The sequence below is a fragment of the Pseudomonas nitroreducens genome (assembly GCF_010994165.1).
GTDB classification, from domain to species: Bacteria; Pseudomonadota; Gammaproteobacteria; order Pseudomonadales; family Pseudomonadaceae; genus Pseudomonas; species Pseudomonas nitroreducens.
This window is the reverse complement of record NZ_WMBX01000001.1, coordinates 822,412-845,815: the sequence shown is the minus strand read 5'-3', so window position 1 is coordinate 845,815 and position 23,404 is coordinate 822,412. Positions and strand designations below refer to the sequence as shown.

The 23,404-nt window shown below is 66.0% G+C and carries 26 protein-coding genes; 3 read left to right on the top strand and 23 right to left on the bottom strand.

Features of this window, described 5'->3' with window-relative positions:
• Positions 1–4: 4 nt before the first annotated feature.
• The 16 genes from flhA to GJV37_RS03945 form a co-directional block, all read right to left on the bottom strand.
• On the bottom strand, positions 5–2,128 hold the full coding sequence (gene flhA / locus GJV37_RS04020; protein WP_084357438.1) for a flagellar biosynthesis protein FlhA: 2,124 nt from the start codon (positions 2,126–2,128) through the stop codon (positions 5–7).
• Positions 2,129–2,269: 141 nt separating this feature from the next.
• Positions 2,270–3,544, bottom strand: a complete 1,275-nt coding sequence (locus GJV37_RS04015) for a TPM domain-containing protein (protein WP_193452162.1) — start codon at positions 3,542–3,544, stop codon at positions 2,270–2,272.
• Positions 3,544–3,975 carry a hypothetical protein gene (locus tag GJV37_RS04010; RefSeq protein WP_193452161.1) on the bottom strand — a complete coding sequence of 144 codons (432 nt, stop codon included), beginning with the start codon at positions 3,973–3,975 and terminating at the stop codon, positions 3,544–3,546. Before GJV37_RS04010 ends, GJV37_RS04015 begins: the two co-directional genes overlap by 1 nt.
• Before the next feature lie 81 nt (positions 3,976–4,056).
• The gene (locus tag GJV37_RS04005) at positions 4,057–5,268 is read right to left on the bottom strand and encodes a TPM domain-containing protein (protein ID WP_193452160.1); all 1,212 of its coding nucleotides are present in this window, start codon (positions 5,266–5,268) and stop codon (positions 4,057–4,059) included.
• Between the two features lie 105 nt (positions 5,269–5,373).
• The gene (flhB, locus tag GJV37_RS04000; RefSeq protein WP_024764965.1) at positions 5,374–6,510 is read right to left on the bottom strand and encodes a flagellar biosynthesis protein FlhB; all 1,137 of its coding nucleotides are present in this window, start codon (positions 6,508–6,510) and stop codon (positions 5,374–5,376) included.
• On the bottom strand, positions 6,510–7,286 hold the full coding sequence (gene fliR, locus GJV37_RS03995; protein ID WP_024764964.1) for a flagellar biosynthetic protein FliR: 777 nt from the start codon (positions 7,284–7,286) through the stop codon (positions 6,510–6,512). The genes flhB and fliR overlap by 1 nt, the downstream gene beginning before the upstream one ends.
• Positions 7,286–7,555 (bottom strand): flagellar biosynthesis protein FliQ, encoded by a 270-nt coding sequence (gene fliQ / locus GJV37_RS03990; protein WP_024764963.1) that lies wholly within the window; start codon positions 7,553–7,555, stop codon positions 7,286–7,288. The genes fliR and fliQ overlap by 1 nt, the downstream gene beginning before the upstream one ends.
• 34 nt (positions 7,556–7,589) lie before the next feature.
• Positions 7,590–8,357 (bottom strand): flagellar type III secretion system pore protein FliP, encoded by a 768-nt coding sequence (gene fliP, locus GJV37_RS03985; RefSeq protein ID WP_371914056.1) that lies wholly within the window; start codon positions 8,355–8,357, stop codon positions 7,590–7,592.
• A 20-nt stretch (positions 8,358–8,377) separates the two neighbouring features.
• On the bottom strand, positions 8,378–8,857 hold the full coding sequence (gene fliO, locus GJV37_RS03980; protein WP_193452159.1) for a flagellar biosynthetic protein FliO: 480 nt from the start codon (positions 8,855–8,857) through the stop codon (positions 8,378–8,380).
• Between the two features lies 1 nt (position 8,858).
• Positions 8,859–9,326 (bottom strand): flagellar motor switch protein FliN, encoded by a 468-nt coding sequence (fliN, locus tag GJV37_RS03975; protein WP_024764960.1) that lies wholly within the window; start codon positions 9,324–9,326, stop codon positions 8,859–8,861.
• Between the two features lie 22 nt (positions 9,327–9,348).
• Positions 9,349–10,320, bottom strand: a complete 972-nt coding sequence (gene fliM, locus GJV37_RS03970; RefSeq protein WP_024764959.1) for a flagellar motor switch protein FliM — start codon at positions 10,318–10,320, stop codon at positions 9,349–9,351.
• A gap of 9 nt (positions 10,321–10,329) precedes the next feature.
• A complete protein-coding gene (fliL, locus tag GJV37_RS03965; protein WP_024764958.1) occupies positions 10,330–10,848 on the bottom strand; it encodes a flagellar basal body-associated protein FliL in 519 nt (172 codons plus the stop codon).
• Between the two features lie 368 nt (positions 10,849–11,216).
• Entirely contained in the window at positions 11,217–12,524 is a 1,308-nt protein-coding gene (locus GJV37_RS03960) for a flagellar hook-length control protein FliK (protein WP_170858314.1), read from the bottom strand.
• Between the two features lie 65 nt (positions 12,525–12,589).
• Positions 12,590–12,931, bottom strand: coding sequence for an Hpt domain-containing protein (locus GJV37_RS03955; RefSeq protein WP_170858313.1), 342 nt, complete (start codon positions 12,929–12,931; stop codon positions 12,590–12,592).
• A 55-nt stretch (positions 12,932–12,986) separates the two neighbouring features.
• A complete protein-coding gene (locus GJV37_RS03950) occupies positions 12,987–14,684 on the bottom strand; it encodes a SpoIIE family protein phosphatase (RefSeq protein ID WP_065086100.1) in 1,698 nt (565 codons plus the stop codon).
• A 28-nt stretch (positions 14,685–14,712) separates the two neighbouring features.
• A complete protein-coding gene (locus GJV37_RS03945; RefSeq protein WP_024764954.1) occupies positions 14,713–15,018 on the bottom strand; it encodes an STAS domain-containing protein in 306 nt (101 codons plus the stop codon).
• Positions 15,019–15,267: 249 nt separating this feature from the next.
• Between GJV37_RS03945 and GJV37_RS03940 the strand changes: the two genes are divergently transcribed.
• The 3 genes from GJV37_RS03940 to GJV37_RS03930 all read left to right on the top strand — a co-directional run bounded on the left by GJV37_RS03940 (position 15,268) and on the right by GJV37_RS03930 (position 17,763).
• Positions 15,268–15,984 carry a TorF family putative porin gene (locus tag GJV37_RS03940; protein WP_170858312.1) on the top strand — a complete coding sequence of 239 codons (717 nt, stop codon included), beginning with the start codon at positions 15,268–15,270 and terminating at the stop codon, positions 15,982–15,984.
• Between the two features lie 305 nt (positions 15,985–16,289).
• Positions 16,290–17,093, top strand: coding sequence for an AraC family transcriptional regulator (locus tag GJV37_RS03935; protein WP_170858311.1), 804 nt, complete (start codon positions 16,290–16,292; stop codon positions 17,091–17,093).
• A gap of 49 nt (positions 17,094–17,142) precedes the next feature.
• Positions 17,143–17,763, top strand: coding sequence for a LysE family translocator (locus GJV37_RS03930; protein WP_193452158.1), 621 nt, complete (start codon positions 17,143–17,145; stop codon positions 17,761–17,763).
• Here the strand turns inward: GJV37_RS03930 and GJV37_RS03925 are convergent.
• Genes GJV37_RS03925 through GJV37_RS03895 form a run of 7 tightly spaced genes read right to left on the bottom strand, consistent with a single transcriptional unit; the run spans position 17,760 to position 23,378 of the window.
• The gene (locus tag GJV37_RS03925) at positions 17,760–18,413 is read right to left on the bottom strand and encodes a DUF1345 domain-containing protein (RefSeq protein WP_196912671.1); all 654 of its coding nucleotides are present in this window, start codon (positions 18,411–18,413) and stop codon (positions 17,760–17,762) included. The two genes, GJV37_RS03930 and GJV37_RS03925, sit on opposite strands and share 4 nt — an antisense overlap.
• Positions 18,401–19,237 (bottom strand): aminoglycoside phosphotransferase family protein, encoded by an 837-nt coding sequence (locus GJV37_RS03920; protein ID WP_193452157.1) that lies wholly within the window; start codon positions 19,235–19,237, stop codon positions 18,401–18,403. The genes GJV37_RS03925 and GJV37_RS03920 overlap by 13 nt, the downstream gene beginning before the upstream one ends.
• A gap of 46 nt (positions 19,238–19,283) precedes the next feature.
• Positions 19,284–19,619: a Rieske (2Fe-2S) protein gene (locus GJV37_RS03915; RefSeq protein WP_024764949.1), complete on the bottom strand. Its 336-nt coding sequence runs from the start codon at positions 19,617–19,619 to the stop codon at positions 19,284–19,286.
• Positions 19,616–19,930: a YciI family protein gene (locus tag GJV37_RS03910; RefSeq protein ID WP_024764948.1), complete on the bottom strand. Its 315-nt coding sequence runs from the start codon at positions 19,928–19,930 to the stop codon at positions 19,616–19,618. Before GJV37_RS03910 ends, GJV37_RS03915 begins: the two co-directional genes overlap by 4 nt.
• A complete protein-coding gene (locus GJV37_RS03905) occupies positions 19,927–20,799 on the bottom strand; it encodes a dioxygenase family protein (RefSeq protein ID WP_024764947.1) in 873 nt (290 codons plus the stop codon). Before GJV37_RS03905 ends, GJV37_RS03910 begins: the two co-directional genes overlap by 4 nt.
• 39 nt (positions 20,800–20,838) lie before the next feature.
• On the bottom strand, positions 20,839–21,906 hold the full coding sequence (locus GJV37_RS03900; protein ID WP_024764946.1) for a maleylacetate reductase: 1,068 nt from the start codon (positions 21,904–21,906) through the stop codon (positions 20,839–20,841).
• Positions 21,907–21,914: 8 nt separating this feature from the next.
• Positions 21,915–23,378 carry an aldehyde dehydrogenase family protein gene (locus GJV37_RS03895; RefSeq protein ID WP_024764945.1) on the bottom strand — a complete coding sequence of 488 codons (1,464 nt, stop codon included), beginning with the start codon at positions 23,376–23,378 and terminating at the stop codon, positions 21,915–21,917.
• Positions 23,379–23,404: the final 26 nt, after the last annotated feature.

Here is a 23,404-nt window from a genome sequence, read left to right as displayed (position 1 = left end):
TCAATCAGTTCTGCCCAACAGTGGCGACAATCGTGACTTGTTTGTTGTCCGGGATTTCCTGGTAAGCCAGCACGTTCATGGTGGGAACCGCCATCCGGGCGAATCGCGACATCATCGCGCGGATGGGACCCGCCACCAGCAGAATCGCCGGCTTGCCGAGCATCTCCTGACGCTGCGCCGCTTCAACCATCGAGCGTTGCAGCTTTTCGGCCATTCCGGGTTCCAGCAACATGCCGTCTTCGGAGCCCTGTCCGGCCTTCTGAAGACTATTGAGCAATATCTGTTCCAACCTGGGTTCCAGAGTGATCACAGGCAGCTCCGGCTCTAGTCCCACAATGGTTTGCACGATTGCGCGGGACAGCGCGACGCGAACCGCCGCCACCATCGCGGCGGGATCTTGACTCTTCGCCGCCACGTTGGCGATGGCCTCGGCGATGGTGCGGATATCGCGTACCGGCACCTGCTCCTGCAGCAGTGCCTGAAGCACCTTGAGCAGGGTCGACAGGGAAATCAGCCCCGGCACCAGCTCCTCGGCGAGCTTGGGCGAGGTCTTGGCCAGCAGTTGCATCAGTTGCTGGACTTCCTCGTGGCCGAGCAGCTCGTGGGCATGCTTGTGCAGCACCTGGTTCAGGTGAGTGGCAACCACGGTGCTGGCATCCACCACGGTGTAGCCCAGGGACTGCGCCTGGTCGCGCTGCGAAGCCTCGATCCAGACGGCTTCCAGGCCGAAGGCCGGGTCCTTGCCGGCGATGCCGTTGAGGGTGCCGAACACCTGGCCGGGGTTGATCGCCAGGTCGCGATCCGGATAGATCTCGGCTTCGGCCACGCTGACACCCATCAGCGTCAGGCGATAGGCGTTGGGCAGCAGGTCGAGGTTGTCGCGGATATGCACCGACGGCATCAGGAAGCCCAGGTCCTGGGACAGCTTCTTGCGTACGCCCTTGATCCGCGCCAGCAGCTGGCCGCCCTGGTTGCGGTCCACCAGCGGAATCAGGCGGTAGCCCACTTCCAGGCCGACCATGTCCACCGGAGTCACGTCATCCCAGCCCAGTTCCTTGGTCTGCTCGGCGCGCTGGGCGGGCAGCAGTTCCTGCTGGGTCTGGGCTTCCTGCTCGGCCTTCTGGCTGGCCTTGCGCTGGCGGCTCCAGATCATCCAGGCGCCGCCGGCAGCCAGGCCACCCAGGCCGACGAAGGAAACGTGCGGCATGCCGGGCACCAGGCCCATGGCGATGAGGATGGCGGCAGAGATGGCCAGCGCCTTGGGCGAGGCGAACATCTGACGGTTGACCTGGGCCCCCATGTCCTCGGAGCTGGACACACGGGTCACCATGATCGCGGCGGCGGTGGACAGCAGCAGCGAGGGCAACTGCGCCACCAGACCGTCACCGATGGTCAGCAGGGCGTAGACCTTGCCGGCATCGCCGAAGCTCATCGAGTGCTGGATCACCCCGATGGCCACGCCACCGATGAGGTTGATGAACAGGATCAGCAGGCCGGCGACGGCGTCGCCGCGGACGAACTTGCTGGCACCGTCCATGGAGCCGTAGAAGTCGGCTTCCTGGGCCACTTCGGCGCGGCGCTTCTTGGCTTCCGCCTGCTCGATCAGGCCGGCATTGAGGTCGGCATCGATGGCCATCTGCTTGCCGGGCATGGCGTCGAGGGTGAAACGCGCACTCACCTCGGAGATACGCCCGGCGCCCTTGGTGACCACCACGAAGTTGATGATCATGAGGATCGCGAAGACCACGATGCCGACGACGTAGTTGCCGCCGATCACCACCTCGCCGAAGGCCTGGATCACCTTGCCGGCGGCCGCGTGACCGTCGTGGCCGTGCAGCAGCACGACGCGGGTGGACGCGACGTTCAGCGCCAGGCGCAGCAGGGTGGCGACCAGCAGGATGGTCGGGAAGACGGCGAAATCCAGCGGGCGCAGGGCATACACGCTGACCAGCAGGACGACGATGGACAGCGCGATGTTGAAGGTGAACAGCACATCCAGCAGGAACGGCGGGATGGGCAGGGTCATCATCGCCAGCATCGCCAGCAGCAGCAGCGGCACGCCGAGGTTGCCTCGGCTGAGCCCTACCAGGTTGCTGCGAACAGTGCCGATCAGTTGCGTACGATCCACCCGAATTTCCCCTGCGCGTGGGTGGCCGAGGCAGCCACCGGATCAAACTTTTGACGCCGAGACCGGCGTCCGCACAGGGTTTTGCAGGAAGCGTTCCAACTTCTTCGAACCGCGATAAATGCCCGACTCAGAGCGGCCGGATCACCAGCTTCCGGAAGCGCCGCCACCGCCGCTGGAACCGCCACCGCCGGAGTAACTGCTGCCGCCGCTGGACGACGAACTGCTGCCGCCGGAGCTTGAATCCGAGCCGGACCCGGAACCGGAGCTGCCGCCGGCCAGGAAGGCGACCAGCATCGGCACGTACAGCATCGGAATCAGCGCCAGCGAATCGGGAAGCACCCAGGGCCACAGCGGAACTCCCGTCGCATAGACCACGAACCCGGTGATGCCGCCGGCCAGCGCCAGGCGAATGCAGAATTCCAGACGACTGCGCTTCCAGGTGCCGTAGGCGAGGAAGAACGGCAGGCACAGGAAGATCAGCGCGACGGTCCCACCAATGGGAGCCGCCAGGCCGTAGAGCGCGACGTCTCCCCCGTCGAAATGCGAGGCGAGCAGCATCAGCGCCAGCAGGTAACCGATGATCCCGCACACCACCCAGGCTGCCTTGCGCGAAGAGGCAGCCAGGGCGCCGATGCCGCCACCGGTGAACAGGCAGAACGGCAGGACGAAGAGCAGCATCGGCGCGGCGTCCAGGCCGGAGCTGAACGCCAGCAGCAGCGCCAGGCACGTGGACGCAAGCAGCACGGCGCGAACGCTGAACCAGCGCCGGCGCAAGGCAATGCCCGCTACGGCGCCGGCGCCCAGGCCGATCAGCAGCAGCCAGCCCTCGAGCGTCAGGCCGCCCTGCTGGCGTTCCTCCGGCAGTGTCTCGCCATCGATCAGACGCTCCAGGACCTCGACCGCCCGCTGGATGCCGCCGGCGAAGTCACCGTCGCGGAAAGACGGAACCATGTATTCCCGGATGATCCGCGCGGCACTCACATCCGGAATCGCGCCTTCCAGCCCATAGCCGACCTCGATGCGCATAGTCCGGTCGTCCTTGGCCACCAGCACCAGCACGCCATCATCCACCCCCTGCCGCCCCAGGCGCCATTGCTCGAAGACGCGGGTGGCGTACTGCTCGATGCTGTCCTCGCCGGTGCTGGGTAGCATCAGAATGGCGATCTGCGAGCCCTTGCGCTGCTGCAGCGCCAGCAGGCGCTGACGCATCGAGGCGACCCAGTCGCTATCCAGCGTGCCGGTGAGGTCGGTGACCGGGCTTGCCAGCCGAGGCACGGCCACCGCGGCAGGCGCTTGCTCCTGCAGCGCATCGGCGACATCTACGCTGGCCGCAGCCCTATCAGCCTGGACAGCCTGCGTGAGCGGCACGCCCGACAGGAGGAACAGGCACAGGAAGCCGAGAATCCAGGTTCTCATCAGGCAGCCGCCCTCGGCCATCCGCGCAGGGCCTGCAGAATCCCCATGGACAGCTTCGGATCGTGCAACTGGCCGCGCCAGGCGCGAACGACGCTGAAGGCAGAGCTGACGAGGACGTATCCCGTGATCAGCAGACTGAACACAAGCACCAGCACGGACTTGATCTGAGGCCAGAGCTTGATCTCGCCATCGTTGGCAACCACGCCCAGCGAACCGATCAACAACACGACAGCCACGAAGATCAGCGCCAGGGACAAGTACAGGTCCAGCACTCGCAGCGTCACTTCGCGGACCAGCGGCGGAGCCCTGCGCCCCAGCAACAGATAGCCCAGCACCAGCACGGGGATGAACCACAGCGAAACGTAGATCACCGGTAGCGTGACAAGGGGTATGGCGGCAGCAATGCGGCGGTCGCGAACGGTGCTGTCCATGGCGTGCTCGGTGCCTCCTGGCAAATGGGTGTCGAGATGCTAGTTGAATGCGCTCAACGCGCAAAGCCGCGGGGCGCTGCGCTACCAGCTGCCGGACGCCCCGCCGCCGCCGCTCGACCCGCCACCGCCGGAGAACCCGCCACCGCTGGAACCGCCACGGGACGAGCCGCTGCCCGAGCCGGACCCGCCAGTCCCCTTGCCCGAACCGAATATCAGCAGCCCGGGGAGCGCCATGAACGGCAGCACCGCCAGCCAATTCAGCGGCACGGCCGGTGCGTCCGCGAAGAACGCCACCACCAGGTAGAGCCCCGCCAGGATCAGCAAGCGCAGGTAGAAGCCCTGGCGACCCTTGCGCCAGGCATCGCGCATCATCGAGATAACCAGCCACCAGAGGCCAAGCACGAACAGCAGGCCCACCGGCGCGGCCAGCGCATAAATCCACAGCACGCCGCCAAAACGCGGCGTCAGGAAGCCGAGCAGGATGCAGTAGACGATCAGCCCGAGCACCCCGTAGAGAACCACGCGAACCGTCCACAGCGCGCCGAAGGTAGCGCCACCCATCAGCAAGCAGAGCGGCGAAATCGCCACGGTCACCAGGGCATCGGTGCCGCTGGCGAGTGCCGCCACCAGCGCAACGATTGCGGCGCCGATCGTCAGGGCACCACGCCAGCGCAGGCGATGGGCGGCCAGCAATACACCGCCAATCCCACCCGCCACGAAGGCCACCAGCAGCAGCCAGGCTTCCAGCGGCACCCGCAACGGGGCGGGCGCGGCCAGCGGTTCGCCGTCGATCAGTCCGATCAGCGCATCCACCGCCGCGTCGAGACCGCCGGCGTAATCCCCTTCGCGGAACGCCGGCGCCATGCGCTCGCGGATGATGCGCCCGGCCAGCACATCGGGAATCGTCCCTTCCAGGCCGTAGCCCACCTCGATGCGCATCAGGTGGTCGTCCTTGGCCACCACCACCAGCACGCCATCGTCGATGTCCTTGCGACCGAGCTTCCACAGGTTGAACAGTTTGTTGGAAAACGCCTCGATGCCCATCTTGCCGACCGAGGGCAGCATCACCACGGCGATCTGCGCACCGCGCCGCTCCTCCAGAGCCGAGAGCTTGTCGATCAGGCGGGCCTTGACGGAGGGGTCGAGCGCGCCGGTGACGTCGACCACGCGTTCGCCCAGCGGCAGCAGGACGCCGCCTTCGGCATCCGGAGCCGCCCAGGCGAACTGGGAACAGAACAGGCAGAGCAGAAACCAGAGCGTCGAGCGCCAGCCGGCGGAGAATCCATGAAGCATCGAAGTGTCCCTTCGCGATCCTTGCAGCCGGAGCATGCAGCCCCGGCCATGAACCCCCATGCTACTGCGGTCGGAAGGGCGAGATATAGCGGACGCGGTCCTGCATCACTCGTCGCGGCGCAGATCCGGCGGAATCGGCAGGTCCGGCATCGGCCCCGGGCGTTTGCCCTTGCCGGCGCGGTACTGCTTGAGCTGGTAGACGTAGGCCAGCACCTGGGCGACCGCCAGGTAGAGGCCGGCGGGAATCTCGTGATCGAGTTCGGTGGAGTAGTACACCGCCCGCGCCAGCGCCGGGGATTCGAGCACGGTGACCTTGTGCTCCTGGGCGATCTCGCGAATCTTCAGGGCCATGAAGTCGTTGCCCTTGGCCAGCAGGCGCGGTGCGCCGCCCTTCTCGGCGTCGTACTGCAGGGCCACGGCGAAGTGGGTCGGGTTGGTGATCACCACGTCGGCCTGGGGCACCGCCTGCATCATGCGTCGGTTGGCCATCTCGCGCTGCATCTGGCGGACCTTGGCCTTGACCTCCGGCTTGCCCTCGGAGTCCTTGTACTCGTCCTTGACCTCCTGCTTGGTCATCATCAGCTTCTTGCGGTTGTCCCAGAGCTGGAACGGAACGTCCGCGGCGGCGATGAAGATGATGCTGCAGGCCAGCCAGAAGGCGCTCCAGCCCACGACCTTGGCGCTGTGCACCATGGCCTGCTCCAGCGGCTCGTGGGACATCGCCAGCAGGTCGTCCTGGTCGGACTTGAGCACCAGTATCGCCACGATCAGCACCAGCACGAACTTGGCCAGCGCCTTGAGCAACTCGGTCAGCGAGCGCAAGGAGAACATGCGCTTGAGTCCCGCCAGCGGGTTCATCCGGCTGAACTTGGGCGCCAGCGCCTCGGCGGAAAACAGCCAGCCGCCCAGGGCCACCGGCCCGATCAGCGCAGCCACCAGCAACACGGCGAGGATCGGCCAGACGCCGTCGGCGCCGATCTTCGCACCGGCGATCAGCAGGTTGAGCATGCTTTCGCTGTTCATCGCCGTGGCGCGGTCGAACTCGAAGCTGCCGCGCATCAGGCGCAGCAGCGCATCGGCGAGGCTGGCGCCGAACATCAGCAGACCACCGGCGCCGGCGAGCAGCACGGCCAGGGTGTTCAGCTCCTTGGACCTGGGTAGCTGCCCTTTCTCGCGCGCGTCGCGGCGCCGTTTCTCTGTAGGTTCCTCTGTCTTGTCTTCGCTACTGTCGTTCTCGGCCATCAGCGGGCCCCCACGAGTTCGCGAAGCAGGCGCAGGCCTTCACTGGCCAGTGCCTGGTACTGAGTCAGAATGTCGGCACTGCCAATCCAGACAATGACGAACCCCATGACCAGGGTCAGGGGGAAACCGATGGAGAAGATATTCAGCTGCGGCGCGGCGCGCGTCATGGCGCCGAACGCGAGGTTGACCACCAGCAGCGCGGTGATCGCCGGCAAGGCGATCATCAGGCCGGCCCCCAGGACCCAGCCGAGCTTCCCGGCCACGGTGATGAAATGGTTGCTCGACAGCCCCTCGCCCACCGGCAGCGTGTTGAAGCTTTCCGCCAGCACCTCGAACACCACCAGGTGGCCGTTCATGGAGAGGAACAGCAGCGTCACCAGCATGGTGAAGAACTGCCCCAGCACCGGCACGGAAATGCCGTTGGTGGGGTCGACCATGGAGGCGAAACCCAGGCCCATCTGCATGGAGATGATCTGCCCGGAGATGACGAAGGCATGGAACATCAACTGCAGGACGAAGCCGAGCATGGCGCCGACGAGGATTTCCTGGGCGATGTAGACCATCGCCTTGAGGCTCAGCGCGTCCACCTGCGGCATCGGCGGCAGGTTCGGCACCAGGGCCACGGCGATCGCCACGGACAGGTAGAGGCGCACGCGGGTGGGCACCAGCTGGGTGCCGATGATCGGCATCACCATCAACATCGCGGCGATGCGGAACAGCGGGAACAGGAAGGCCCCGATCCAGCCGCCGATCTGCGCGTTGCTGAGCTCGAGCATCAGCCGATCAGCGTCGGGATGCTGGTGATCAGCGACTGGGTGTACTCCATCAACTGCCGCAGCAGCCAGGGCCCCAGCACGATCAGGGTCATCAATACCACCAGCAGGCGCGGCAGGAAGCTCAGGGTCTGCTCGTTGATCTGAGTGGCGGCCTGGAACATCGCCACGATCAGGCCCACCAGCAGACTGGGCAACACCAGAACGCCGACGATCACGGCGGTCAGCCAGAGCGCTTCACGGAACAGGTCGACGGCGACTTCGGGGGTCATGGCTGCTCCTGTGGTTCAGCAGAGAGGTTCATCGCTAGACCGTCCCGAAACTGCCGGCGAGCGTACCGATGATCAGTGCCCAGCCGTCCACCAGGACGAACAGCATGATCTTGAACGGCAACGAGATGATCAGCGGCGAGAGCATCATCATGCCCATCGCCATCAGTACGCTGGACACCACCAGGTCGATGATCAGGAACGGAATGAAGATCATGAAACCGATCTGGAAGGCCGTCTTCAACTCCGAAGTGACGAACGCCGGCACCAGGATGGTTAGGGGCGTGGCGTCGGCGCTGGCGATGTCGGTGCGCTTGGACAGCCGCACGAACAGCTCCAGATCCGATTGCCGGGTCTGCGCCAGCATGAAGGCCTTGAGCGGCACCTCGGCGCGGGTGATCGCTTCCTGTGCCGGGATCTGCTCGTTCAGATAGGGCTGCAGCGCGGTGCTGTTGATCTTGTCGAACACCGGCGCCATCACGAACAGCGTCAGGAACATGGCCAGGCCGATCAGCACCTGGTTCGACGGCGTGCTCTGCAGGCCCAGCGCCTGGCGCAGGATGGAGAAGACGATGATGATCCGCGTAAAGCTGGTCATCAGCATGACGAACGCCGGGATGAAGCTCAGCGCGGTCATGATCAGCAGGATCTGCAGGCTGACCGAATACTCCTGCTGCCCCTGCGGGTTGGTGGTCACGGTGATCGCCGTCAGCTGCGTCGGATCAGCGGCGAAGGCCTGGGGCGCGGCCAGCGCCAGCAGGGCCAGGAGCAGCGGCGCGAAACGCTTGAGCGCGCCGATCAGCACGGAAGAAGTCGGCGAACGGGTCACTGCGGGCGGCCCTTGTCCTTGTTCAGCAATTCCAGCAGGCGCTGGGCGAATTCCGGCTGCGCGGGCTCCGTCTCGGCGGCATGCACCGGCTGGCGCATGACGTGCAGCGCAGTAATGCGGCCCGGCGTCAGGCCCAGCAGCACCTGCTCCTCGCCCACCTGCACCAGCACCAGGCGATCGCGCGGGCCGAGCGCCTGGCTGGAAATCAGGCGGATCGACTGATTGCCGCGCGGCACCACCTGCTGCACGCGGCGCACCAGCCAGGCGAGCAGGAAGATCAGGCCGACCACCAGCACCAGGCCCAGCAACAGCTGCATCAGCTGGGCGCCGGCGCTGCCGGTGATCAGGCTCGGCGTGGAGCTGGCGTGGACAATGGCCGGGTTGGATGCCGGAACCTTGCCGGCCTCGTCGGCCATCGCCAGGAGGGACAGCCCCGCCAGCGGCAGGACGGACAGTTTCGCGAGCAGGCGGGCCATGTCAGCGCAGCTTCTTGATGCGTTCGCTGGGGCTGATCACGTCGGTGAGGCGGATGCCGAACTTCTCGTTCACCACCACCACTTCGCCGTGGGCGATCAGCGTGCCGTTGACCAGCACGTCCAGCGGCTCGCCGGCCAGGCGATCGAGTTCGATCACCGAGCCCTGGTTGAGCTGCAGCAGGTTGCGGATGCTGATGTCGGTGTGGCCGACCTCCATGGAAATGGTCACCGGAATATCCAGGATCACATCCAGGTTGGGGCCTTCGAGGCCGGCAATGGTCGGCGCCTTGGGCGCCATGCCGAACTCTTCCATCGGCGCGCGCGGCGCGGCGGGCACGGCCGGAGCGGCGGCGCCGGCCATCATCGCATCGATGTCGTCCTGGTTGGCGTCACCCGATTCGGAGAGCGCCGCAGCCCATTCGTCGGCCAGTGCCTGTTCTTCGGGAGTCACGTTTTCTTCGTCTGACATGGTGGGTCCTCTTGGGATTCGCTCAGCGCGGGCGCACGAGCGGATCGAGAATCTGCAAGGCCAGGTTGCCCTTGTGCGAACCCAGCTTGACCTTGAAGGAAGGCACGCCGTTGGCGCGCATGATCATGTGCTCGGGCAGTTCCACCGGGATCACATCACCCGGCTGCATGTGCAGGATGTCCCGCAGCTTGAGCTGGCGGCGCACGACGGTGGCACCCAGCGGCACGTTGACGTCGAGGATGTCCTCGCGCAGGGCGTTGATCCAGCGCTCGTCCTGGTCGTCCACGTCGGACTGGAAGCCGGCGTCGAGCATCTCGCGGATCGGCTCGATCATTGCGTACGGCAAAGTGATGTGCAGGTCGCCTCCGCCGCCGTCCAGTTCGATGTGGAAGGTGGAGACCACCACCACTTCGCTGGGGCTGACGATGTTGGCCATCGCCGGGTTCACCTCGGAGTTCACGTACTCGAAGGTGATCGGCATCACCGCTTGCCAGGCTTCGGCGAGATCGACGAAGGCCTGCTCGATGACCATCCGCACCACGCGCAGCTCGGTGGGGGTGAACTCGCGGCCCTCGATCTTGGCGTGGCGCCCGTCGCCGCCGAAGAAGTTGTCCACCAGCTTGAACACCAGCTTGGCGTCGAGGATGAACAGCGCGGTGCCGCGCAGGGGTTTCATCTTCACCAGGTTGAGGCTGGTGGGCACGTACAGCGAATGCACGTACTCGCCGAATTTCATCACCTGCACGCCGCCCACGGCGACGTCCGCCGAGCGGCGCAGCAGGTTGAACATGCTGATGCGGGTGTAGCGGGCGAACCGCTCGTTGATCATCTCCAGGGTCGGCATGCGGCCCCGGACGATGCGGTCCTGACTGGTCAGGTCGTAGGACTTGATCGCCCCCGGCTCGACGTCGGACTCGGTTTCCACCAGGCCATCGTCCACGCCGTGCAACAGCGCGTCGATCTCGTCCTGGGAAAGTAGATCCTGCATGGCCATGGCGGGTACCTACTGCAATACGAAGTTGGTGAAAAGCACTTGCTCCACGGTCAACTGACCGGTCGCCTTCTTCGCCAGTTCCTGAAGACTGGAAGTCGCCTGCTGACGCAGCATTTCCTTGCCCACCGGCGTCACCAGCGTGTCGAAATTCTGACTGGAGAACAGCATCACCAGCTGGTTGCGCACCAGCGGCATCTGCTCGCGCAGCGCGTCCATCTGCGCCTGGTCGCGGCCCATCAGGGCGACGGCCACCTGCAGATAGCGCTGGCGACCGTTCTGATTGAAGTTGACCACGAAGGCCGGCGCGAGAATCTCGTAGACCGCCTGCTTCTTGGTCGGCTCCGCGTGCTCGGCGCTCTTGGCTTCGGCTTCCTCGGGCTTGGCGCTCTTGTGCAGGAAGAACCAGGTGCCGCCCACCGAGGCACCGACCGCCAACAGAAAGGCCAGTACGATGATGATGATGAGTTTCAGCTTGCCCTTGGCGGGCGCTTGTCCATCGGGAAGCGGAGGCTGTTCTTTCTTGGCCATGCCAAATATCCGTCACTATTCCGGCGCAATGCGCTGATACAGGGGGTATCAGCAAGGGCTGTGCCAGTTCGACTGGCGCCGCCGCGGATATTACAGGCTAGACGGAGGATGTCACGGGGAGCGTAAGAATTTTCCTGTGCACCATGAAGATCAGGCGTTGGGGCGACTAACAGGGAAACTCACTGCTCGGGCAATTCCCTCACCCCAGCCCTCTCCCAGAGGGAGAGGGGGCCTCCCGTACCTTTAACAGCGAAGGTGCTTGCCGGATGGCTGCGGACTGCCCAACCCTCAGGACAGTCCCCTCTCCCCTCGGGAGAGGGTGAGGGCGCTCTCAGGCGCGCCGCGCTGCCCCGCAAGCCACACAGGAATCACGCGTAGTAATCCACCAATCCCCTGCCCTGCGCCGTCGATGCCGGGCGAATCTCCGATACGCCGCTGATCATCGGCTCGTCGTCGCCACTGTCGGAACCGGCCACGCGCCGCGAACCGCCGCGCTCATCACCCTGCTGTTGCTGCTGCCAGCCACGGGCGGACTGGTCCGAGACGTTGACGTCCAGCTGGCCCATGCCCTGCTGGCTGAACATTTCGCGCAAGCGGTGCTGCTGGCTGTCCAGCGCTTCACGCACGCCGGCGTTGGCGCTGACGAAGTTCACCTGGGTCTGGTCGGCGGTCATGTGGATGCGCACCTCCAGGCGACCGAGGTCGGCCGGGTCCATCTGGATCTCGGCGGACTTGAGGTTCTGCGAGGACATCCACATCACCCGGTCCACCACCTGGTCGGTCCAGCCATTCTGCTGCATCGACACCGCCTGGCCGGGCACCAGCGGGTTCACCGGGCGAGTGGTCATGGCCTGTGGCGTGTTCAGCGCCTGGGTCAGGGACTCCAGACGCGCAGCGAAGGTCTCGTTGCGCGGCATCTCCGGCTTGGCGTCGGTCTGCACATCCGCCAATTGCTGGGTCAGGTCGGGAGCATCCTTCAGCGCGCCTTCGGCGAGCTTCGCTTCACCGCCCTTGGTGGCCGAATCCGGGTTCAGCGCGGCCAGGGCAGCGGACAGGTCGTTCTTCGCGTCGACGTTCGCCTTGCCGTCGGCCTTGGCTGCCAGGTGGCCGGCCAGCTGCGTCTGCTGAACCTGTGGTGCCTGATCCTCGCCACCCAACCCCAGGGTCAGGCTCACGCCAGGGATCTCGTTGAGCTTCTGCAAGTCGCCATCGCTGCTGGCATCCGTCAGCTGGCTGGCCCCGCTGCTGACCACCAACGGTGGCGCCTCGGGCTCCGGCAGTTGCCCGGTCATGCCCAGCATCAGCAGCGGGTCGAGGGTCGCATCGGTCTTGGCTTCGGTATCGGCTGCCGTGCTGTCCTGCGCCTTGCTGGCGCCATCGGCCGGCAAGGCCTTGCCGTCCTCGGCAACCTTTGGCTGGTCGGCGGCAGCCGGCGCTGCAGAATCCTTGCTCGCGGTGCCCTTGTCGGCAGTGTCCCGAGGCTTGTCGGTCTTCGCCTTGACGGGCTTGTCCGGGCGCTCGCTGGCCGCCGGACGCTGCTCCTTGGCATAGACGTCGGCGAAGCTGGAACCCTTGTCGTTGCTGCTGTTCGACGAATTCTGGGCAGACTTGGAGAGCGCCGCCTTGGGCCTGGTGTCAGGCGTCGACGTCAATAACATATCCGGGGCGACAGCCATCGGAGTTCTCCGTTGATGTGAATATCCAACACGGAGATAGCAAGGCGCGGGCCAACTCGGAAAACTCAGGGGCGACCGGGCACCAGCAGGGTACGGACGATGGAGAATTCGTGCTCGACCTTGCCGATTAGACTCTGGGCGCTGGCCAGGTCATTCTGCCGTGCGGCCTCTTCCAGGCGCTTGCACAGGCTGCTCAGTACGGAAGCGCCCATGTTGCCGCAGCTGCCCTTGAAGCTGTGCGCAGCGTGGCACAGGGCTGGCGCATCGCTGACGGCGGATGCCTCGCGGATGCTGCGCAGGCGCTCTTCGGAGTCGCTGAGGAAGGTCTCCACCAGGAGCGGGTACTCGTCTTCCATGATCGACAGCAAATTGCTCAGCACGGCGCCATCGAGATGCGGCTCGGACATGGGGCACTCCCTGGAGGACGGCTCGCCACCCTGCGGGGGGACAAGAAGGCCCCGATTATGCCTGAGCCGACCAGAAGAACTCCACGGCCACGGTCTTGCCGTCGCTCGACCACTGGCAGCGGTCGGCCAGTTGCCGGACCAGCGTGAGGCCGCGCCCGCAGAGACTGCCGGCAGCCTGCTGCGAAGCGAGCACCGCGCCGACGTCGAAACCCTCGCCGCTGTCCTCCACCCGCATCAGCAACCGCCCGCCATCGCCGTGGGGCGCGAGGTCGAGGTGGAAGCGCACGAAGCCGTCGTGCAGTTCGTGGAGACGCTGGCTGCGCTCCTGGTAATAGCGGGCGAAGCCGGCGGCATCGCACTTGAGCGTGGAGTCCAGGCCCATGACGCCGTGCTCCAGGGCGTTGGAGTACAGCTCGGCGAGTACGGTGTAGAGCGCGCCGCCGCGCGGGCGCAGGTCGTGCACTTCCATCAGCAACTGCAGCAGGAAAGGCAGGGGATTGAAATTGCGCAGGGTCGGCGCGCGGAACTCGAAACTGGCGGACCAGTCCAGCGGGCTGCTCAGGCCATTGTCGGAGAACGCCAGCGGCGGGCGCTGCAGCGAGTCCTCGGGGACCAGCGCGACCTCCAGCATGCTGACGTCATCCTGGGCCTCGCCGCGGAAGCGCGCCAGGGCGGCCTGGATACCATCGAACAGGCGCGCGGAGCTTGGCTCGCTGTCGTAGACCTCGCGCAGGCGCTGCTCCCCGAACACTTCGCCGGCGGCATTGCGCGCTTCCAGCACCCCGTCGGAGAAGAGAAACACTCGGTCGCCCTCCTCCATGGCGTAGACCTCGCAGTGGTCGCTGAAGGCGGACGCCTCGAGTATCCCCAACGGCAAGTGCCGCGAAACCAGCGGAACAATCTCGCGCGGCTGCTGGCGCAGCAGGTAGCCATTGGGCAGGCCGCCGTTCCACACCTCCACCAGGCCGCGCTGGAAACTCAGGTTGAGCACCGCGGCGCAGCAGAACACCCCTACCGGGAGGATGCGCTTGAGCTTGGCATTCATCTCCCGAAGGATGTCCGCCATCGGGTAGCCCTTGGCGGTCATGCCGTAGAACACCTCGGCCAGCGGCATGGCACCGATGGCCGCCGGCAAGCCATGGCCGGTGAAGTCACCGAGCAGCACGTGCATGCCGCCGGAAGGCTTGAAGGCCGCCAGCAGCAGGTCGCCGTTGAACAAGGCAAAGGGTGATTGCAGATAGCGGATATTCGCCGCATTCAGGCAACCCGAATGCGCCACCTTGTCGAACACCGCCTTGGCCACCCGCTGCTCGTTGAGCAGGTGTTCGTTGTGCCGGGCGATCAGGTCGCGCTGCTCCAGCACCATCCGCTGCAGGTGATGCAGGCGCCCCATGGCGCGGATCTTGGCTTCGAGGATGATGCGGTTGTAGGGCTTGGAGAGGAAGTCGTCGCCGCCCGCCTCCAGGCTCTGCACCAGCGCCTCGGGCTCGCTCAGCGAGGTGAGGAAGATGATCGGCACCAGCTCTTCGCCGGCCTGCCGGCGAATCCGCCGCGCCGCCTCGAAGCCGTCCATCACCGGCATCAGTGCATCCATCAGCACCAGCTGCGGGCGCTCCTGGGCGAACAGCGCCAGGGCTTCCAGCCCATTGGCGGCGGTGAGCACGCGATGACCCTGGCGGCTGACGATGGTCGACAGCAGCAGACGGTCGGCGGCGTTGTCGTCGGCGATCAGTACCGTGAGGAGTTCGGACATGGCCGTTGCCACTGCGGACCGGGCCGCGTCAGCTGATCTTGAACAGCTGCTCGAAGTTGGAAATGGCCAGCACCTTGCGCACATCGGGGTTGCAGTGCACCAGGCTGACCTGCGCGCTCTCGCCACCGGCATGGTCGCGCAGCAGCAGGAGCATCCCCAGCGCCGAGCTGTCCAGATAGGTGGCGCCCTTCAGGTCCACCACGTAGCGCTTGGGAGTGGTCTCGACGCGCTCGTAGGCGTTGCGGAACTCCTGGTGTGCGCCGAAATCGAAACGCCCCTGGACCACGATGGTGAGCTCCTGCCCGTCAGCGGAGGGAACGGAAGTGATGGCCATGGGATTCTCCTTATCGATCGATGGTCGCGCACGAGCTTGAAGATGTAGCAGTTAGCGATGACAGCGGCAACCTCGGCGAGCGATGGGAAACCGCCGGGCCAGGCCCGTCTGGCCCTCGCCGCGCGAGTCGATTAATGGACCGCCGGTCGACACAGGCATGGCGAATGCCTTTACCCTTTTACGCGTGCGACGCGGGGTGAAGGCTCGCAAGAAGCCTTGTAAGGGTCGCAGCCGCAAGAAGGGGGGAGCATGACCAAGTCCATTCTCATCGCGGCCTGCATGTTGTGTGCAGCGCCGTATGCAGCCGCCCAGGTGATGCAGCGCGAGCTGGGTGACTTCGAACTCAAGTTCGCCAACTCGCCGACGCGCAGCATGGCCCAGGGGCTGGTCCAGCCGGGCCAGGCCAGCAGCGCCCAGGGTGGCCTCGACATCACCCACGACAGTGGGTGGTATGTGGGCAGCTGGACATCGAACCTGGAGCAGGAGAAGCCCCTGGAGATCGACAGCTACGCCGGCTTCAAGCATCCGCTGGGTGATGGCAAGCTGGGCTACGAAGTAGGCACCCTGCGCTACAGCCGCCCGGAGCAACCCGACTACGACAGCCAGGCGCTCTACGGTGGCCTCTCGGTGTTCGGCAGCCGCCTTGGCGCGGCCTACAGTGCCCAGGCCGGGCGCAGCACCGCGACGCTGTTCACCGACCTGGGCGTACAGTCCGACCTCGGCTTCGACGTGACCTTCAAGTACTCCGCCTACAGCCTCGCCTCCCCCGTGAGCCTGAGCAGCGGCGGCAGCGTCAGCGAGTACGGCGACTGGGCGTTGAACTTCAGCCGACCGTGGAAAGGCATCGACCTGAACTTCTCCTACAGCGGCAGCAGCCTCACCGGCGGCGACTGCAGTGCCTACTCCGGGCACAACGCCTATTGCGACTCGGCATTCATGTTCAAGGCGTCGCGGCCGTTCTTCTGAGCCTGGACATTCTCAGTCCCCGGAGCCCCCTCACCCCAGCCTTGGCTGCGCGCCCCGCTCCTGAGGGAGAGGGGGTAGCCCGTGCCTGGGCTGAATCCACCGTTTTTCCTGCGCCATCGCTTCCCGCTGAGACCGGCCCGCCCGCCTACACCGAACGGCCCCCTCTCCCTCGGGAGAGGGTGGGGGTGAGGGGCAAACCGAGTACCGATGGTCGGCAGCGGCGAAAGAGTCAATTTCATTCAAGAGCACCGCTGCACAAGGGGCTACTCTGCCAGTCACCACCCCACGCCCGCAGGCTCTGACCCATGCTTCACCGAGTGAACTGCACTTCCACTGCCCTGCCCGGCCTGCGCACCGTCGAGATCCTCACCCAGCGCAGCTTCCCGCGTCATGCCCACGACGAGTACGGCATCGGCGTGATGCTGGAGGGCGGCCATCGTTCGTGGAGCGGCCGCGGCCAGGTCGAGGCCGGGCCGAGCGACATCATCACCGTGAGCCCCAATGAACTGCACGACGGCATTCCCCTGCGCAGTGCGCCCCGCCGCTGGTGGATGCTGTACGTCGAGCCGACGCTGATTGCACGACTGGCCGGCCGAGAGATGGCAGGCCGGGAGTTTCCCCTGCCGACGCTGGCCGACCCGCGACTCGCCCGACGCATCGCCAGCCTGTTGCAGCGCCTGCCGGACGCTTGCGCCGATGAAGCCAGCGAAGGCCTGCTCGACCTGTTCGGCGATCTGCTCGACCGGCGTATCGCCGCGACAGCGGCCGCCCTGCCCTCCCGGAGCGTGGCGCGCATGCTCGAACGGATTCAGGATGACCCACGCCACGCTCCCACACTGGCCGAGCTCGCCGGCCTGGCCGGGCTGACACCCTTTGCAGCCCTGCGCCGCTTCCGCCGCGAACTGGGCACCACGCCCCACGCGTACCTGCTGCAGTACCGCGTGCGAGTGGCCCACAAGGCCATCGGCGAGGGCCGCTCGCTGGCCGAAGCGAGCCTGCTCGCCGGGTTCGCCGACCAGTCCCACATGACCCGCGCCTTCGCCCGCCAGCTCGGGCCGACGCCAGGACAATGGCGCTCCTCGCTCAGGGCACCACTACCAGCCCCCTGAGTTCGCCGGCCTCACGGCCTAACTTCTTGCAGACAGGAAACCCACGGGAATGAACGCAGAATTCCTGCTGACGGCGTTCGTCGTCGTTTTGCTGCCCGGCACCGGTGTGCTCTACACGCTGGCCGTCGGCCTCGGTCTCGGTGCCCGCGCGGCCACCCTTGCGGCACTGGGCTGCACACTGGGCATGGTCCCGCAATTGCTGCTCGCGACCTTCGGCCTGTCGCTGATCCTGCAGGCCAGCGCGGCCAGCTTCCAGGTCATCAGATGGCTGGGCACCGCCTACCTGCTGTTCATCGCCTGGCAGGTATTGCGCGGCAACGGCGCCCTGGCGCTGGACTCGGCCGGCAGCCCGCGCAGCACCACCCAACTGGTGGGCACCGGGCTCTGGCTCAACCTGCTCAACCCCAAGCTCGGGCTGTTCTTCCTGGCCTTCCTGCCGCAGTTCGTGCCGGCCGGCAGCGCGGACGCCAAGGCCCTGTTCCTGGTGCTCGGCCTGGCATTCGCACTGATGACCTTCGTCGTCTTCATCGGCTATGGGCTGCTGGCTGCCCGGGTGCGCGACCACGTGATCGGCCGACCCGCCGTGATGAAAGGGATTCGCTGGGGCTTCTCGCTGGCCTTCGTCGTGCTTGCGCTGCGCCTGGCCGCCGAGACGCTGCCGCCCACCTAGCCGACCAAGCCGGCGCCCATGTTGATCGCCAGCCCCAGGATCGCGGTATTGAACAGGAAGCCGATCACCGAGTGCGCCAGCACCACCTTGCGCATCGAACGCGAGGCGACTTCCACATCGGAGGTCTGCACCGCCACGCTGAGGGTGAAGGAGAAGTAGAGGAAGTCCCACAGGTCCGGATGCTGTTCGCCTTCGGGAAAGCGCAGCACCGGCTTGCTCTCGTGGGCGGCATAGAACATCCGCGCGTAATGCATGCTGAACATGGTGCCGATGAGGAACCAGGAACCGAGCACGGTGCTGGCCGTGAAGGCATAACGCACCAGCTTCTCGCGGTCACCGGCGTGGGATGCGGTGGCCAATTCGACGATGATCGCCCCCAGGCTCGCCAGCGCCGCCACGATGATCAACACCAGCACTGCTTCGGCATTCTCATCCTCGATGCTCGCCACGCGCTTCACCTGAGCGGCATCGGCGCGCCAGGCCAGCCAGCCGATCAGCAGCACGTACAACCAGGCCATGCCGTTCCACCCCACCAGCACCCGCGTCATGGGTGACAGCCAGTAGCAGGCCAGCCCCGCCAGAACGCCGAACAACCCGGCCCCCAGCAGGCGTGGATGCGCTCGCAACAACGTGCGATTCACGCGCAGCATGCGCTGCGGTCCAGTTCGGCGGCCGCCAGTTGCGCGACGGTGAGATCGCTCTCTGCGGCCATGCCGTCGTCGAGGAACCAGGCGGCGGAAAGACCGGCGAAAGCCAGCACCCACTCCAGCAGGCGCCGCCGATCGACACGGGCGTGCTCGACGATCACATCCAGCTGGCGGAGAAATCGCGCGCGCTCGCGAGAGGTGGGCAGGTCCGGGTTGCACAGCAGGTTGGCGTAGTCGAACAGATGCTCGCCATACAGACGCTTGGGATCGATGGCGCGCCAGCCGCGCTCGCCGAAATCCAGGATGTTGTCGTGATGGACGTCGCCGTGCAGCACACCCCGATCATGCTCGCTGGCGAGCAACGCTTCGGCGGTTTCCAGGCAGCGCGGGAACAGGCCGCCGTAACGCGCCGCCGCCGGCGCGAGGTCACGGAACCATTCGCGCAGCCCCAGCAGTGGCGGCAGCGGTTGTTCCTGCGGCCAGTGCAGGCGGCGCACGACATCACAAACGATGCGGCTGGCCTGGTCGTCCTCGCCGTTGAGCACCATGTGCATCAGCGATCGAGTGCCCTCGGCACGCTCCATCAGGAGGGTGTCACCGTCAAAGGCGTAGACCAGCGCGGCGCCCTCGCCATTCCACCAGTTCATCACCTGCGCGCCGACCTGCTCGTCGATGTCCAGCGCACGCTTGACCATCGCTGCCCGGCCGCGCCAGCGCACCGGCAACAGGTGGCTGCTGGGCGTGATAATGGGCTCGCCTTCGGGAGTGAGCTGCCACAGGTCCAGGACACGGTCGAAATCCACAGGCACAGGCGCAGGCAACGGCATGGAGAGATTCCACTGGTGGGGGCTGCCTGGAGGCTAGCACGCGATATCAGCCCTGTAGATAGACCCCGCCCGCTTCCATGCGCATCGCCAGCGCCTCCAATTGCCGCCCCTTGCACGGCCCTTCGACGCAAACACCGTCGTCGAAGCGGAACATGGCACTGTGGTGCGCGCACATCAGCACCTCGCCGCGGTAGGTGCTGAAGGTCCCCGGATAGACATCGAGCTTCACGGAAAAATGCGGGCAGCGGTTACGGTACAACCAGACCCGGTCGCCCCTGCGTACCGCTACCACGGCCAGGGGCTTGCCATCGAGCTCCACCTCGAACCCCCGTCCGCCACCGTCCACCAGATCGCCCAGCCGGCACAACTGCAATTCGCTCATGATGCCGCCTCCTGCACAGGCTGGCCCAGGCCCCACAGCCAGGGACGCACCTCCAGGTGGGCAAACAGATCATTGCGAATGTACGGATCATCCTGAAGGAACGCCTCCACCTCGGTCCGGGACGCCGCCTGTACCACCAGCAAGGTGCCGTTCATCCGCTGGCCCTCGCTATCCAGCGTCGGACCGCCGAGGCATACCCGCACACCATGCGGCTGCGGGCAACGCAGATACTCGCGATGGGCCGGACGCAGGCGCTCGCGCCTTTCATCCATGCCGGGCCGGTCGGTAGCGAACACGACGAAATAGCTCATGCCGGCTCCAGGACGAAGTCATAGTCCGCCATGCGGAAGGCCGTGTCGAAGCCAAACCGGGCCGCCAGTGGATCGTCCGCGGCGCAGGATCGGTAAGCGACGCGCAGGGCGTCCTTGACACCGAATACCGCATCCGAATCCAGATACGGATCCCCCTCATTGAACAGGTGCGTGACCAGCCGCCGATGGCCCGGCGCATCGATCATGAAGTGCAGGTGCGCGGGACGCCACGGATGGCGAGCGGTAGCGTTCAGCAGCCGCCCCACCGGCCCATCGGTGGGAATCGGATAGCTCACCGGCAACGTCGAGCGAATGGCATAACACCCCTGTTCGTCGGTGTGATAGCGACCGCGCAGGTTGCCCTCGGCCTGTCCGATATCCTGCCCCGAATACATGCCATTGGCGGCGCACTGCCAGACATCCAGGCAGGCACCGACCAGCGGCCGCCCCAGCGTATCGAACACCTTCCCCCGCACCAGTATGGGTTCACCGGATGTCAGGGCCATGTTTTCGCCGTAGGCCCGCTCCGGCATGCCGGCGATGTAGAAAGGGCCGAACACCGTGGTCGCAGTGGCCTCCTGGGAGTATCGGTGGTTGATCGCATCCACCAGCATCGATACACCCAGCACGTCGGACAGCAGGATGAACTCCTGACGGATTCGCCCATCGCACTTCTGTCCCGTCTCGGTGAGGAAACGAATACCTTCGAACCACTCCTCCTCGCTCAGCTCGACCTCGCTGACGAACGCGTGCATGTGCCGCACCAGCGCCTGCACCAGGTGTCGCAGGCGCCGATCGGGTGTGGCCTCAAGGCTGTGTAGCACCTGCCCGGTGATCGTCGCTTCGTCGATGTCGCTATGACTGTTCATTGGCGCACCTCATGGATTCTTGTTTTGGTTTGCCGGCACTCAGGCCGGCGGCATGCCGGCGCGGGCGCGCTCGAGCAGCGCTTGGATGGCGTCGGCCTCGAAGGGACGCGGGTTGTAGTACGGATTGGAGCAAGCGATGCGCGCGGTTTCCGCCGGCCCTTCGGGTGGGAAGCCGATCTCGGCGAGGGACGTTGGAACGCCGATCCGCCGGTTCAGCGCATACAGCAGGCCGCCGACTTCCTCCGCCTGACTGCCGCCCAGCGCTCGCGCGGCCCGTTCCAGTGCCGGCCGTGCCGCGTCGCGGTTGTAGTTCACCGAGTACGGCAGCAGTACCGCATGGCTTTGCGCATGCGGCAGGTTGAAGGTGCCGCCCAGCGTGTGGCAGAGCTTGTGATGGATGGCCATGCCTACCGATCCCAGGCAGATACCCGCCAACCAGGCGCCATACAGCGCACGGCCACGGGCCTGGCGATCCTGCGGATCGTCGACGATCGTCGGCAAGGCCTCGGCCAGCGCACGGATCGAGTCTTCAGCCATCAGGCTGACGATGGGGTTGGCGTCTTCGGCATAGAGCGCCTCGATGGCGTGGGCCATGGCGTTCATCCCCGAGCAGGCGGAGATGTCCGCGGGCAGGCTGAGGCTGAACTGCGGATCGTAGATCACCGTCCTGGGCAGCACGCGGACATCGCGTCCGGTCCTCTTCAAGCGATTCTCGGTAAGGCCGTAGATCGGCGTCATCTCGGAGCCGGCATAAGTGGTCGGAATCGCCAGAATCGGCAGGCCGAACTCCAGCGCGATGGCCTTGCCCAGGCCGATGGTCGAGCCGCCGCCGACCGCCACGCAGCAATCCGCGCCCAGCCGCTTGGCTTCCTCGCAGGCCGCCTGGGCAACCTCCACCGGTACATGCATCACTGCCTGCGGATAGACGCCCGCCGAACGCTCACCCAGCAGCCCGGCGATCCGTTCGCCCAGCTCGCGCTGCTCCGGCGTGGTGAGGATCAGCGCGCGTCTTGCGCCCAGCCGCTCGATCTCTTCGGCCAGCGCATCAATCCTGTTCCAGCCAAAGATCACGCGGATCGGCAGGCTCTGGTAAACGAAAGCATCCATGGTGCGCCTCAACGTTTGAAATGCGGGGGAATGCGAGCATCGACGTTGACCCACACCGAATGCGCCTCGGTGTAATCGTGGATCGCCTCGAAGCCCATTTCGCGGCCGTAGCCCGACTGGCCAACGCCACCGAAGGGGCTGCCGGGGCTGACACGCTTGTAGCAGTTGATCCAGCACATGCCGGCGCGGATACCTGCGGCCATGCGGTGCGCCCGCTGCAGGTCACGCGTCCACAGGCCGCTGCCCAGGCCGTAGGGCGTGGCATTGGCAATCGCCAGCGCCTCTTCGTCGGTACGGAAGCGCAGCACGGTGACGAAGGGACCGAAAACCTCCTCCTGGGCCACGCGGTCGTCCACCTTGGCCTCGACCACGGTCGGTTCGACGTAGTACCCATTGGCGAGACTCGGCGCACTGGGTGCCTTGCCGCCGGTCAGCACCCTGCCGCCCTGCTGGCGAGCAATATCGACGTAGGCCAGCACGCGGTCACGGTGCAGCGCCGAGGTCAGGGGGCCCATCTCGGTCTGCGGGTCGCTCGGATTGCCCAGGCGGATGGAGCGCGCCAACGCAATGAAACGCTCGAGGAAGGCATCGGCGATGTCCTCGTGCAGCACCAGGCGCGAACCGGCGATGCAGGCCTGCCCCTGGTTGTGGAAGATGGCCCAGGCCGCCCCGTTGATGGCGGCTTCCAGGTCAGCATCGGCGAAGACGATATTGGCGCCCTTGCCGCCCAGTTCCAGTTGTACGCGCTTGAGGTTGCCCTGGGACGCTTCGACGATGCGCCGGCCAATGGCGGTGGAGCCGGTGAAGGCGATCTTGCCCACATCGGGATGCTCGGCCAGGCGCTGGCCGGCAGTGTGGCCATAGCCGGGCACCACGTTGACCACCCCGGCAGGGAAACCGACCTCGTGCATCAGTTCGGCAATGCGCAAGGTCGACAGCGGCGTGATCTCCGACGGCTTGATCACCACGGTATTGCCGGCGGCCAGTGCCGGGCCCATTTTCCAGCTGGTGAACATCAGCGGGAAGTTCCACGGCACGATCTGCCCGACCACGCCGATGGGCTTGCGCTGCACGTAGTTGAGGAAGCCAGCCTCCACCGGGATTACCGAGCCCTCGATCTTGTCCGCCATGCCGCCGAAGTAGCGGAAACAGGCGGCAGTGCGCGGGACATCCAGGCCACGGCAATCGCGGATCGGATGCCCGGTATCCAGCGACTCCAGCTGAGCCAGTTCGTCGGCGACGGCCTCGATGCGATCGGCCAGCTTCAGCAGCAGGCGCCCCCGCTCCGCGGCCCCCAGCGCAGCCCAGGCAGGAAAGGCTCGGTGCGCGGCGGCTACGGCGAGGTCGACATCCGCCACCTCGGCGGCGGCGATCGAGGTGATCAGTGAGCCATCGTGGGGGGACAGGACATCCAGGGTGCCTCCGTTGATCGCCGGAACGAAACGGCCATCGATGAACAGCTGATTTTGCATAGGGGTACTCCTCACGGCGCTGTGGC

Coding starts and splice junctions, on each gene's coding strand:
- GJV37_RS04015 (WP_193452162.1), bottom strand. CDS start 3,544: ATGAGAACCTGGATTCTCGGCTTCCTGTGCCTGTTCCTCCTGTCGGGC.
- fliN (WP_024764960.1), bottom strand. CDS start 9,326: ATGTCAGACGAAGAAAACGTGACTCCCGAAGAACAGGCACTGGCCGAC.
- GJV37_RS03925 (WP_196912671.1), bottom strand. CDS start 18,413: ATGCTGCGCGTGAATCGCACGTTGTTGCGAGCGCATCCACGCCTGCTG.
- GJV37_RS03895 (WP_024764945.1), bottom strand. CDS start 23,378: ATGCAAAATCAGCTGTTCATCGATGGCCGTTTCGTTCCGGCGATCAAC.
- fliM (WP_024764959.1), bottom strand. CDS start 10,320: ATGGCCATGCAGGATCTACTTTCCCAGGACGAGATCGACGCGCTGTTG.
- GJV37_RS03910 (WP_024764948.1), bottom strand. CDS start 19,930: ATGAGCTATTTCGTCGTGTTCGCTACCGACCGGCCCGGCATGGATGAA.
- GJV37_RS03955 (WP_170858313.1), bottom strand. CDS start 12,931: ATGTCCGAGCCGCATCTCGATGGCGCCGTGCTGAGCAATTTGCTGTCG.
- GJV37_RS03900 (WP_024764946.1), bottom strand. CDS start 21,906: ATGGATGCTTTCGTTTACCAGAGCCTGCCGATCCGCGTGATCTTTGGC.
- fliR (WP_024764964.1), bottom strand. CDS start 7,286: ATGCTCGAGCTCAGCAACGCGCAGATCGGCGGCTGGATCGGGGCCTTC.
- flhB (WP_024764965.1), bottom strand. CDS start 6,510: ATGGCCGAGAACGACAGTAGCGAAGACAAGACAGAGGAACCTACAGAG.
- GJV37_RS03935 (WP_170858311.1), top strand. CDS start 16,290: ATGCTTCACCGAGTGAACTGCACTTCCACTGCCCTGCCCGGCCTGCGC.
- GJV37_RS03940 (WP_170858312.1), top strand. CDS start 15,268: ATGACCAAGTCCATTCTCATCGCGGCCTGCATGTTGTGTGCAGCGCCG.
- GJV37_RS03960 (WP_170858314.1), bottom strand. CDS start 12,524: ATGGCTGTCGCCCCGGATATGTTATTGACGTCGACGCCTGACACCAGG.
- GJV37_RS03905 (WP_024764947.1), bottom strand. CDS start 20,799: ATGAACAGTCATAGCGACATCGACGAAGCGACGATCACCGGGCAGGTG.
- GJV37_RS03950 (WP_065086100.1), bottom strand. CDS start 14,684: ATGTCCGAACTCCTCACGGTACTGATCGCCGACGACAACGCCGCCGAC.
- fliL (WP_024764958.1), bottom strand. CDS start 10,848: ATGGCCAAGAAAGAACAGCCTCCGCTTCCCGATGGACAAGCGCCCGCC.
- GJV37_RS04010 (WP_193452161.1), bottom strand. CDS start 3,975: ATGGACAGCACCGTTCGCGACCGCCGCATTGCTGCCGCCATACCCCTT.
- fliO (WP_193452159.1), bottom strand. CDS start 8,857: ATGGCCCGCCTGCTCGCGAAACTGTCCGTCCTGCCGCTGGCGGGGCTG.
- fliQ (WP_024764963.1), bottom strand. CDS start 7,555: ATGACCCCCGAAGTCGCCGTCGACCTGTTCCGTGAAGCGCTCTGGCTG.
- GJV37_RS04005 (WP_193452160.1), bottom strand. CDS start 5,268: ATGCTTCATGGATTCTCCGCCGGCTGGCGCTCGACGCTCTGGTTTCTG.
- GJV37_RS03915 (WP_024764949.1), bottom strand. CDS start 19,619: ATGAGCGAATTGCAGTTGTGCCGGCTGGGCGATCTGGTGGACGGTGGC.
- GJV37_RS03945 (WP_024764954.1), bottom strand. CDS start 15,018: ATGGCCATCACTTCCGTTCCCTCCGCTGACGGGCAGGAGCTCACCATC.
- GJV37_RS03930 (WP_193452158.1), top strand. CDS start 17,143: ATGAACGCAGAATTCCTGCTGACGGCGTTCGTCGTCGTTTTGCTGCCC.
- GJV37_RS03920 (WP_193452157.1), bottom strand. CDS start 19,237: ATGCCGTTGCCTGCGCCTGTGCCTGTGGATTTCGACCGTGTCCTGGAC.